This window comes from Methylococcus capsulatus, from assembly GCF_036864975.1.
Lineage (GTDB): Bacteria > Pseudomonadota > Gammaproteobacteria > Methylococcales > Methylococcaceae > Methylococcus.
In genome coordinates, this window is the sequence record NZ_CP104311.1 from 3,279,847 (window position 1) to 3,290,885 (window position 11,039).

The 11,039-nt window shown below is 62.4% G+C and carries 12 protein-coding genes; 7 read left to right on the forward strand and 5 right to left on the reverse strand.

The features are described 5' to 3' along the window. Positions 1–51: 51 nt before the first annotated feature. Positions 52–246 carry a 50S ribosomal protein L32 gene (gene rpmF / locus N4J17_RS15845; RefSeq protein ID WP_198323604.1) on the reverse strand — a complete coding sequence of 65 codons (195 nt, stop codon included), beginning with the start codon at positions 244–246 and terminating at the stop codon, positions 52–54. A 9-nt stretch (positions 247–255) separates the two neighbouring features. Further along, positions 256–771 carry a YceD family protein gene (locus tag N4J17_RS15850; RefSeq protein ID WP_198323603.1) on the reverse strand — a complete coding sequence of 172 codons (516 nt, stop codon included), beginning with the start codon at positions 769–771 and terminating at the stop codon, positions 256–258. A gap of 56 nt (positions 772–827) precedes the next feature. Between N4J17_RS15850 and N4J17_RS15855 the strand changes: the two genes are divergently transcribed. Then, positions 828–1,427 carry a Maf family protein gene (locus N4J17_RS15855; RefSeq protein WP_198323602.1) on the forward strand — a complete coding sequence of 200 codons (600 nt, stop codon included), beginning with the start codon at positions 828–830 and terminating at the stop codon, positions 1,425–1,427. Between the two features lie 22 nt (positions 1,428–1,449). On the opposite strand, the gene N4J17_RS15860 is transcribed toward N4J17_RS15855, so the two are convergent. The 3 genes from N4J17_RS15860 to N4J17_RS15870 form a co-directional block, all read right to left on the reverse strand. Beyond that, positions 1,450–2,094: a lytic transglycosylase domain-containing protein gene (locus tag N4J17_RS15860; protein WP_198323601.1), complete on the reverse strand. Its 645-nt coding sequence runs from the start codon at positions 2,092–2,094 to the stop codon at positions 1,450–1,452. Between the two features lie 69 nt (positions 2,095–2,163). Next, positions 2,164–3,366, reverse strand: a complete 1,203-nt coding sequence (gene purT, locus N4J17_RS15865; RefSeq protein ID WP_338457686.1) for a formate-dependent phosphoribosylglycinamide formyltransferase — start codon at positions 3,364–3,366, stop codon at positions 2,164–2,166. A 111-nt stretch (positions 3,367–3,477) separates the two neighbouring features. Continuing rightward, on the reverse strand, positions 3,478–5,169 hold the full coding sequence (locus tag N4J17_RS15870) for a multicopper oxidase family protein (protein ID WP_198322800.1): 1,692 nt from the start codon (positions 5,167–5,169) through the stop codon (positions 3,478–3,480). Between the two features lie 415 nt (positions 5,170–5,584). Here N4J17_RS15870 and N4J17_RS15875 point away from each other — a divergent pair, with 415 nt between their 5' ends. The 6 genes from N4J17_RS15875 to ubiE all read left to right on the forward strand — a co-directional run bounded on the left by N4J17_RS15875 (position 5,585) and on the right by ubiE (position 11,031). After that, a complete protein-coding gene (locus tag N4J17_RS15875; protein WP_338457615.1) occupies positions 5,585–6,100 on the forward strand; it encodes a copper resistance protein NlpE in 516 nt (171 codons plus the stop codon). 96 nt (positions 6,101–6,196) lie between these two features. Then, positions 6,197–7,948 (forward strand): proline--tRNA ligase, encoded by a 1,752-nt coding sequence (locus N4J17_RS15880; RefSeq protein WP_198322802.1) that lies wholly within the window; start codon positions 6,197–6,199, stop codon positions 7,946–7,948. A 56-nt stretch (positions 7,949–8,004) separates the two neighbouring features. Beyond that, positions 8,005–8,568, forward strand: coding sequence for an ATP-dependent protease subunit HslV (gene hslV / locus N4J17_RS15885; protein WP_198322803.1), 564 nt, complete (start codon positions 8,005–8,007; stop codon positions 8,566–8,568). After that, complete coding sequence (gene hslU / locus N4J17_RS15890) at positions 8,565–9,887, forward strand: ATP-dependent protease ATPase subunit HslU (protein ID WP_198322804.1); 1,323 nt, start codon at positions 8,565–8,567, stop codon at positions 9,885–9,887. The genes hslV and hslU overlap by 4 nt, the downstream gene beginning before the upstream one ends. 14 nt (positions 9,888–9,901) lie before the next feature. Continuing rightward, entirely contained in the window at positions 9,902–10,255 is a 354-nt protein-coding gene (locus N4J17_RS15895; RefSeq protein ID WP_277458486.1) for a DUF971 domain-containing protein, read from the forward strand. 29 nt (positions 10,256–10,284) lie between these two features. Next, on the forward strand, positions 10,285–11,031 hold the full coding sequence (gene ubiE, locus N4J17_RS15900; protein WP_198322806.1) for a bifunctional demethylmenaquinone methyltransferase/2-methoxy-6-polyprenyl-1,4-benzoquinol methylase UbiE: 747 nt from the start codon (positions 10,285–10,287) through the stop codon (positions 11,029–11,031). The last annotated feature ends 8 nt before the right edge of the window (positions 11,032–11,039 follow it).

An 11,039-nucleotide genomic window follows, 5' to 3' on the forward strand; every position in this document is an offset into this window, starting at 1 on the left:
ATCAAGAGTCCAATAGAAGGGTGTCGAACCGCCGGACCGGAGGGTTTACGCTTATTCCTCAGTCTCGTCGCCGCGCTTCGGCGTGATGACGCGGCGGCCACGATAATAGCCGTCCGGGCTCACATGGTGGCGCAGATGGGTTTCGCCGGTGTTCGCCTCGACGGACAGGGCACTCGCGATCAATGCGTCGTGCGACCGCCGCATGCCGCGCTTCGAACGGGTCTTGCGATTTTGTTGAACAGCCATGATGACTCCTTAAGAAAACTTGCTATCGTTGTTTTTCAGTTGCGCCAGCACGGCAAACGGGTTTTCCCTCTTCCCGTTTTCCGCCTGCGGCCCAGGCGGCGCATTATCCCCACAGACTGCGTGCTGCGGTATCGGCGGGACGGCCAGCACGAGTTCATCCTGAACCAGGTCGGATAGCCTAATCGGCGCTCCGCCATCGAACAGCAGCGGCTCGCAAGACGCCGGCAGGCGGTCAGCCTCCTCCAGCGAAGCCACGACACCTAGCGCAACCCGCAATCGCACCGACCATGGCAGCCGATCCAGGCAGAGCTGACACTGCAGCACAAGATCCGCCTCGACCCAACCGGTCACCACCGACCACCGGCCGTCCTTGCCGAACTCCAGCTCGACCCGGATGCTGCCGGTTCTTTCAAACAGGAACTCCTCAATTCGGTCGAAAAGCGCCAGCGGCAATTCCCCCACCACCCGCCGACGCTTGTCGGCAAACCCCAACGGATCGACGAATTCAGGCAAGTAGGAAAGCATAATCGTGTAATAATACAGGCAAAATCCAACTTCTGTCAAAGCAAGGGAACATCGCGATGCAGACTCCCCCGCAGCAGTCGAAGCCGCTCCTCCTGGCCTCGGGTTCGAGTTACCGCCGCCAACTGCTCCGCAAACTGGGTCTGCGCTTTACCGCGGTCTCACCGAACATCGACGAAGCGGCCAAGCCGGGAGAGGCTGCGGAAGATCTCGCCTTGAGGCTGGCCTGTCAGAAAGCACGGGCACTGGCAGCCGCCTATCCCGACCATTTGATCATCGGCTCGGATCAGGTGGCCGTGCTGGGGGATTCGAGACTGGGCAAGCCTGGTACTCATGAGAATGCGGTCGCCCAGTTGGCGAGGGCATCGGGGAATACCGTGACATTCCTGACAGGACTGTGCGTGTACGACGCGGTCTGCGGGATCAGCCATACCGGCCTGGACCGCTGCCGGGTCCATTTCCGTCGCCTGCACCGGGACCAGATAGAGCGCTACGTCGCCGCCGACCAACCCTACGACTGCGCCGGCGCTTTCAAGTCGGAAGGACTGGGCATTGCCCTCATCGAACGCTTCGAAGGTGACGATCCGAACGCTTTGGTCGGTCTTCCCCTGATCCTGCTGACGGAAATGCTGAAACGCTTTGGCGTCGCCGTCTTCTGAACGACTCCGGCAGGATGCGGCGTCAGTTCAGGCGATTGTAGTATTCGATCACCCGGTTGAGGTAATCCCGGGTTTCGGGAAAAGGCGGAACCCGGTTGCCATATTTGATGATGTTATTTTCGCCGGCATTGTAGGCAGCGACCGCCAAGCTGACATCGTTGAACATGCCGATCAGGTCACGCAGATAGCGGGCCCCGCCGTAGACGTTCTCCACCGGGTCGGTCCGGTCCCGCACGCCGTAGCGTGCCGCGGTGTCCGGCATCAGCTGCATCAGACCCACGGCGCCCTTGCCCGAAACCGCCTCCGAGTTGTATGCCGACTCGGCCTGGATCATCGCATGCAGCAGCAGGGGATCGAGATTGTAGCGCTCGGCCACTTCGGCGATCAGCGGCGCCAGCATTTCGCGGCTGCGCTCCAATGCCCCGACCTTGAAGGCGACCGGAGCCGCAGCCCGGCGGGACGGCTCCGGCTCATATGCGGGTGGCGGTGACCCCAACCGGGCCGACACCTTAGTGGTAGCGATCAACCGGTAGCCGCTATGTTGGGGGCGGTCGGTGTAATAGACATGGCCTTTCTTGTCGACGAACTTGTAGACATCCGCCGAGACCTGCGCCGCCGGCAACCCTCCCAGCAGCAGCGCAATCCAAAGACGTCGTTTCATCCACATGTTTTTACGTCGTTTTCTCGAATCGGAACGAGCGGGTTTATACCACCGCTCCGTTCGGCCGGACAAGCCTCAAGGCGACACTTTGACCGGCCGCACCCGCGATGCAGCCAGCACCGCCCGCCTTCGCGCCTCTTCCAGCGTATCCGCCGCCGCCAGCGCCACGCCCATACGCCGCCGCGGATGGGCCTCCGGCTTGCCGAACAGGCGAACCTCGGATTCCGGCACAGCCAGCGCCTGCTCCAGCCCCTCGAACGCGATGCCTTCCGCTGCCATCCCTCCGTAAATGACGGCGCTAGCGCCGGGACGCCTCAGGGCGGGATCGAGCGGCAATCCCAGAATCGCGCGCACATGCAGTTCGAACTCGTTCTGCGTTTGGCTGACCATGGTCACCATGCCGGTATCGTGCGGCCGGGGGCTCACCTCGCTGAACCACACCTCATCCCCCCGAACGAACAGTTCGACACCGAACAGCCCGCGCCCTCCCAAGGCATCGACCACGGTGCGGGCGATCGCCTCGGCGCGTTCCCTGGCCTTAGGACTCAGGGGCTGTGGCTGCCAGCTTTCCACGTAATCCCCGGCCTGCTGCCGGTGCCCTACGGGCTCACAGAGCGCGATCCCGGCGTCACCTCCGGAAGCGAGGGAACGCACCGTCAGCAGGGTAATCTCGAAGTCGAAGTCGATCCGGCCTTCGACGATGACACGGCTCGCCCCGACCCGCCCGCCCTCCCGCGCGTGATCCCAGGCCGGCTGGACATCGGAGGGGCTCTCGAGCAGGGATTGACCCTTCCCGGAGGACGACATGACGGGCTTGACGAAACAAGGAAAGCCGATCTTTGCCGCCGCCTCGGCCAAGGCTGCACAGGAATCGGCAAAGGCATAGGGTGAGGTCGGCAGGCCCAGTTTTTCCGCCGCCAGCCGCCGGATGCCTTCGCGGTTCATGGTGAGTTGCACAGCGCGGGCATTGGGAATAACCTCCGCCAGCCCCGCCCGCTCGATCTCGATCAAGGCATCGGTGGCGATCGCTTCGATCTCGGGCACGATGAAATGGGGACGCTCGGACTCGACCAGGCGATGGATCTCTCCTGGGTCTGTCATGTCGATGACGTGGGCGCGGTGGGCGACCTGCTGCGCCGGCGCGCCGGGATAGCGGTCGACCGCGATCACCTCGGCGCTGTAGCGCTGGAGGGAGATCGCCACCTCCTTGCCGAGTTCGCCGCTGCCCAGGAGGAGTACCCGGGTCGCACCGGGCGTGTTTGGGGTTCCTATGCGCATAGCTGAAGTCATGAATGGCTCAAGGGAATCGGCCGCCGCCAAAACACGGCGGAAGGCCAAGGGTTGCGGGCGAGGAATTGTAGCCAGCCCACATACGCTTGGCCATGCCATCTATTCGATGGAAAATTCGCGCATCATGCCCATGTCCTCATGCTCCAGGTTGTGGCAGTGGTACATGAACAAGCCTTTGAAGTCCTGGAACGGCTTGATCAGACGGATCCGCTCGCCGGGCATCGCCAACACGGTGTCCTTCCAGCCGGTGTCGACGAAACCGTCACGAACGCTTGCATAATCGCCCAGCACCGCGCTGTTCACGGTGCGGCTGATGATCTGGAAGGGCTGGCCGTGCAGGTGGATGGGATGCGCCATGGACATCATCATCCCCATGCCGCCGCTCCCGCCCATCATCCCCATGCCGCGATGCCCCATCATGCCCATTCCCATGCCACCGTGCATGCCCATGCCATGCCCGCCGCCGTGCTCCATGCCATCTTCCGGACCACCGTGGCCGTGGAATATCTCCAGCAATTGAACGCTGCCCAACGGAATCCTCTCGAACGGCTGCAGATCGTCATGGGCATAGGGGCGCCGATTGAGCAGCATGGACATCGGTCCTTCCGAAATCTCCAGGGGCACCGGTTTGTCCGGATTGGCAGTATCGGCCAGGGTGTAGCGGGAAATCTTTGCAAGGCGCCGTGGCAGGCCGGGACTTTCGCTCACCCGCCGGCCCACCCGAACCGTAAACAACGGGTAATCGCTGCCGGGGGGCAGAGCACTGTGCATCATCTCGCCCATCATCCGCCGCGCCATCATAGGAAAAGCTCCCGAAAATGGCAGGCTCCGCATGACCAGCTGAGAGCCGACGGCGCGCCCGCTGAAATCCATCCACACGTCCAGACGCTCACCCGGCGCGAGCATCACGTAGGGCTTGCTTTCCGGCGTTTCCAGCAGGCCGCCGTCGGTACCGATGACCGTCACAGGCGTGGCATCATCCCAGCCCAGCTTGTAGATGCGGGCGTTCGAGCCGTTCATGAGCCTGAACCGGTAGGCCCGGCTCGCTACCTCGACCGCGAAATCCGGGCGGCCATTGACCAGAATGCGGTCACCATGGAACCCCATCATCCGCTCGTGCATATGGCGGACATAGACGAGCTGGTTGTCAGCGTCGAAGCGCCGGTCCTGCAGTACGATGGGGATCTCGTATTCCCCCGCCGGCAGACCGAGCGCCGCCTCCTCTTCGTCGTTCACCAGAATGCCGCCGGCCAGGCCGTGATAGACCTGCCGTCCCGTGAGCTCGTGGGGATGCGGATGATAGATATTGAAACTCGCCCGGTTGAGCACCTCGAATTCGTAGACGAACGTCTCTCCCGGCTCCATCGCATACATCGGGTGACCGTCCATCAGCGCCGGGACGTGCATACCGTGCCAATGGGCGATGGTCGGCTCGGACAGCTCGTTGCGGAAATGGATGCGCACCTTCTGCCCCTTATGCAGGCGCATGAGCGGACCCAGATAAGATCCCGGCAGTTGGGTCAGTGTGTCTTCCGGGCCTTTCATCAGCCGCCCGGCATACTGCAGAACCCGGGTCGGCTGACCAGGCAGGATGGATACCGCGGACTGGCGGGCCGCCAGCTCGATTTCCACGTCTGGTTGAAATGCGGGCGATGCTTTGTTCGGGCTGAGTTTCGGACCGCCCGCCATGGTCATCGCCTGCGCCCAGGCCGGCACTCCGGCGAAAGCGAACAGCCCAAGACTGGTATGGCGGAGAAAACGGCGGCGTGACAGATGGATGCTGGACGGCATAACCCCTCCTCTTCGACCTCGAGGTCACTTTAGTTATGGCAAACCTTCCCCTGCTGCAGGCACTGCCAGCCGGGAGGTTAGTGCTGGACGGGCCTCGCACGCACAGCGAACGGATGCCCTTGGCAGCATTGTATATAAGTTTCCGATGATATCGACATCCGGTCCCCAATGCGGTGTACCGAACCCCCTCGTCCTAAAGCCACCGGGCTGCTCTTGCAACAGCACACCCAGACCGCGCAGGACCTGCCGCCGTTGCCATCCGAACAACCGGCCGGATATGCCCCGAACGTAACGAGTATGTGAAAATTAGACCCTGGCGCGCGGAACCTTGGCCTTACGCAAACTTCGCGTCCGTTGACACCGGCGCCGAGCAAATCGACCTTCGGTAACCCCAATGCAGACATTGAACGGAAAAATGATCAAAAAGGCATCCTTCCTCGTTTTCATCGCGCTGCTGGGCGCGATCCCGCCGGCCGGGGCGGAAAGCGACAAAGAGCTACAGGAAAAAGCCCTCAAGGCACGGGAACTGGGCCACCATGGTGGCATGGACCATGCGGCGCATGCCGACGAGGAAACGAGGGGCAAATTCCGCGGCGTCTTCTACGGCTACCTGCCATGCCAGGAAGACAACTGCGACGGACTGAAAATGACCTTGTCGCTGAACGACAAAGACCGTTACCTGCTGGTGATCCAACCGGCGAAGCCGCAAAATCGGGAATCCTTCGAAAAAGGCAAATACCAGTGGGACGAGAAGAACGGCATCGTGCTGCTGACCCCCAACAAAGAGGCACCGCCGCGCCGCCTCGCCATCAAGGATGAGAGCACCCTGATCTATCTGGCCAGTGACGGCAAGCCGCTGCCCGGCGACCAGGACCGGTACCGGCTGGAGCGGAGCGACAAGGCCGGCAACCGGGAAATGCACATTCATTGATGACGCCGGAACTGCCGCACCGGCAAAATCCTGCTGACTTGCGCAGCCATATCCCGATAAAATGGAAAATTTTCCAGCCGCCCAAACGATCCCTCCATGCGCACCTCCCAATTCCCCTTGAGCACCCTGAAGGAAACCCCCTCCGACGCCGAGATCGTCAGTCATCAGCTGATGCTGCGCGCCGGCCTGATCCGGAAACTGGCGGCGGGGCTGTACACTTGGCTGCCGCTGGGACTGAAGGTGCTGCACAAGGTCGAACGGGTGGTGCGCGAGGAGATGGATAGAGCCGGGGCCTTGGAAGTACTGATGCCGGTGGTCCAGCCCGCCGAGCTGTGGCAGGAATCCGGCCGCTGGGAGCAGTACGGACCGGAGCTGGCACGTTTGCACGACCGCCATGACCGGCCATTCTGCCTCGGGCCGACCCACGAGGAAATCATCACCGATCTGGCCCGCAACGAATTGAAAAGCTACCGGCAGCTCCCGGTCAACTTTTACCAGATCCAGACCAAATTCCGCGACGAGATCCGACCGCGCTTCGGGGTGATGCGGGCGCGCGAGTTCATCATGAAAGACGCTTATTCCTTCCACCTCGATCAGGAGTCGCTGACCCAGACCTACGATGCCATGTACGTGGCCTACAGCAACATCTTCAGCCGGCTGGGGCTGAAGTTCCGCGCGGTGCTGGCGGACACCGGTGCCATCGGCGGCAGCCATTCGCACGAGTTCCACGTGCTGGCCGATTCCGGCGAGGACACCATCGCCTTCTCCACGGCCAGCGATTACGCCGCCAACGTCGAACAAGCCGAGGCGGTCGCACCCATAGCGACGCGCCCAACACCTACCGCCGCACTGCTCAAGGTGGAAACGCCGGGCAAGAAAACCATCGCCGACGTAAGCGAATTTCTCGGGGTCCCGGCTGCCAAGATCCTCAAGACCATCGCGGTCATGCAGACCATCGTTGACGCCGACGGGTTGGACCGGGACGTGTTCGTGAAGGTCCTGCTGCGTGGCGACCATGAGCTGAACGAGATCAAGCTGGGAAAGGTGCTGGGACGCTTCCGCTTCGCCAGCGAGGAAGAGATCGAACGCCACATGGGCTGCCGTCCCGGCTACATCGGCCCGCTGAACCTGCCGGCCGGCACGGCTTTCGGCCCGGTCTATGCCGACCACGCCGTGGCGGTGATGAGCGATTTCGTCTGCGGCGCCAACGAGGCCGGCTACCACTTCACCGGTGTCAACTGGGAGCGCGATCTGCCGCTGCCGCAGGACGAGTATGTGCGTGATCTCCGCAACGTGGTCGAGGGCGACCCCAGTCCGGACGGCCTGGGCACCCTGCGGATCGCACGAGGCATCGAGGTCGGCCACATCTTCCAGCTCGGCACGAAGTACAGCGCGGCGCTGAACGCCACCGTACTCAACGAGGAAGGCCGCAGCCAAGTCATGCTGATGGGCTGCTACGGCATCGGCGTTTCCCGGGTCGTCGCGGCGGCGATCGAGCAGAACCACGACGAACGCGGCATCATCTGGCCGGAAGCCCTGGCGCCATTCCAGGTAGCGCTCTGCCCGATCAACATGCAGGCTTCGGAGCGGGTACAGGCGGCCACCGAGCGGCTCTACGCCGAGTTCTCGGCCGCCGGCTTCGAGGTGCTGTACGACGACCGCAAGGCCCGTCCCGGCGTGATGTTCGCCGACATGGAGCTGATCGGCATTCCGCACCGTATCGTCATCAGCGAGCGCGGGCTGGACGCAGGCACGCTGGAATACAAGGGCCGCCAGGATGCCGACAGCCAGCCGATCGGCATCGACGGGGTCGTCGAATTCCTCCGCGACCGTTTGGAAACCCGGTAAGCATCACCTGCATTCGTATAGAATGCGCAAGTTTCAGCCACGACTTTAGAAATCCTGTGGAAAATTTTCACGGCACAACCATCGTTTCCGTCCGCCGGGGAGACCGGGTGGTCATCGGCGGGGATGGCCAGGTCACGCTCGGCAATACGATCATGAAAGGCAACGCACGGAAGGTGCGCCGCCTCTACAACGGCCGAGTACTGGCGGGTTTCGCCGGTGCCACGGCCGATGCCTTCACCCTGTTCGAGCGCTTCGAGGGCCAGTTGGAAAAGCACCGCGGCAACCTCACCAAGGCCGCGGTGGAGTTGGTCAAGGACTGGCGCACCGATCGTATGTTGCGCCGTCTGGAAGCCCTGCTGGCCATCGCCGACGACAAGGCTTCGCTGATCATTTCGGGTAACGGTGACGTGATCGAGCCGGAAAACGGCCTGATCGCGATCGGTTCCGGTGGCCCCTTCGCCCAGTCGGCGGCACGCGCGCTGCTGGAAAACACCGAGCTCGACGCCCGCGACATCGTCGAGCGGTCATTGATCATCGCCGCCGACATCTGTATTTACACCAACCACAATCTGACCATCGAAGAACTCGAGACCGGCCGGAATTCCGGTAATCCAGCATGAGCCAGATGACCCCCCGCGAAATCGTCCACGAGCTGGACAAACATATCGTCGGCCAGGCAGAAGCCAAACGCGCCGTCGCCATTGCGCTGCGCAACCGCTGGCGCCGCGCGCAGGTCGGCGCGCCGCTGCGCGATGAAATCACTCCCAAGAACATACTGATGATCGGCCCCACCGGCGTGGGTAAGACCGAGATTGCCCGCCGCCTGGCGCGGCTGGCCAATGCGCCGTTCATCAAAGTCGAGGCGACCAAGTTCACCGAGGTCGGCTATGTCGGACGCGATGTCGAATCCATCATTCGCGACCTGATCGATGCGGCGATCAAGATGACCCGCCAAGCAGAGATGGCCAAGGTACAGAGCCGGGCGGAAGCCGCCGCCGAAGAGCGCGTACTCGACGCCCTGGTGCCGCACGCCAGCACCTGGAACATCCAGGAAGAAGGGGATTCACCGGCGCGGCAGAAATTCCGCCAAAAGCTGCGTGCCGGGGAACTGAATGACAAGGAAATCGAAATCGACGTCTCCGCTGCCCCGATCGGCGTGGAGATCATGGCCCCGCCCGGCCTGGAGGAAATGAGCAGCCAGCTGCAAAACCTGTTCCAGAACTTCCAGGCCGGACGGACCCGGACCCGCAAACTGCGAGTCGGGGACGCCCTCAAGCTGCTTAAGGAAGAGGAGGCCAGCAAAATGATCAACGAGGAAGAGATCAAGCTGCAGGCCGTTCATGCGGTGGAACAGAACGGCATCGTCTTTCTCGACGAGCTCGACAAGATCTGCAAGCGCGCGGAATACGGCGGACCGGATGTTTCCCGTGAAGGTGTACAGCGAGACTTGCTGCCCTTGGTCGAGGGCTGCACCGTCAGTACCAAATATGGCACCATCCGCACCGACCACATCCTGTTCATCGCCTCGGGGGCTTTCCATCTGGCCAAGCCGTCCGATCTGATCCCGGAGCTGCAAGGGCGGTTTCCGATCCGCGTGGAGCTGAATCCGCTGTCGGCCGACGACTTCGTGCGGATCCTCACCGAGCCGGATGCGTCGCTGACGGCACAGTACGCCGCCCTGCTGGCAACCGAAGGCGTCCGCCTGGAATTCGCCGACAGCGCCATCCGGCGCATCGCCCAGATCAGCTGGGAGGTGAACGAACGCACCGAGAACATCGGCGCCAGGCGGCTGCACACGGTGCTGGAACGGCTGCTGGAGGAAATTTCGTTCGACGCCGCCGACCACTCCGGCACCAGCATCACCATCGACGCCGGATACGTCGATGCCCACCTGGGCTCTCTGGCCCAGGACGAAGACCTCAGCCGTTACATCTTGTGACCATGAACGATCCGATGCCTCTCACCATCACCCTGCACCGGGAAAGTCGCGTGCTCGAGATCACCTTCGACGACGGCAGCCGCTTCGAGCTGCCCTGTGAATACCTGCGGGTATATTCCCCCTCGGCGGAGGTGCGCGGTCATGGCCCAGGCCAGGAAACCCTGCCACTGGACAAAGAAGACGTGACCATCACGGCGCTCGATCCGGTCGGCCATTACGGCATCAAACCAACCTTCAGCGACGGCCACGACACCGGTATCTATACCTGGAAGCTACTGTACGATCTTGGCCGGCATTACCACGCCCTCTGGCAAGAATACCTCGGTAAAGTGGCGGCGGCGGGCTGCAGCCGCAAGGCCGGCCATTGACCCCACGCCCCTTCGAGAACCCAACCCCCATGAGTGAAAATACCACCCACTTCGGCTTCCGCACCGTACCCGAGCACGAAAAGGCGAGCATGGTCCGCGCCGTGTTCGATTCCGTCGCCGGCAAGTACGACGTCATGAACGACCTGATGTCCTTGGGCATCCACCGGATTTGGAAGCGGATCACCGTGGACCTGGCGCATGTCCGCTACGGCGAGAAGGTACTGGACCTGGCCGGAGGCACCGGCGACCTGACCGCCCTGTTCCGCAAGCGCGTCGGCGCCAAAGGCTTCGTGGTGCTGTCCGACATCAACGCGGAAATGCTCAGACGCGGCCGCGACCGTATCATCGACGATGGTCTTGCCGAATCGGTGGCCTACGCCCAGATCGACGCGGAAAAACTGCCCTTTCCGGACAACAGCTTCGACTGCATAAGCATCGGTTTCGGCCTGCGCAACGTCACACACAAGAACCAAGCCCTGAAGTCCATGTACCGGGCCCTCAAGCCGGGGGGACGGGTCATCGTGCTGGAATTCTCCGAAGTTCATAATGAACTACTCAAGAAGGCCTACGATCTTTATTCGTTCAAGGTCTTGCCGTTTCTGGGCAAGCTCGTCGCGAACGACAGCGAGAGCTACCGTTACCTCGCCGAGTCGATCCGCATGCACCCCAACCAGGAGAAGCTCAAGACCATGATGGAGGGGGCCGGCTTCGAGCGCTGCGAATACTTCGACCTCATGCAGGGCATCGTTGCCGTGCACCGGGGCTATAAGTTCTGAAGATGGCG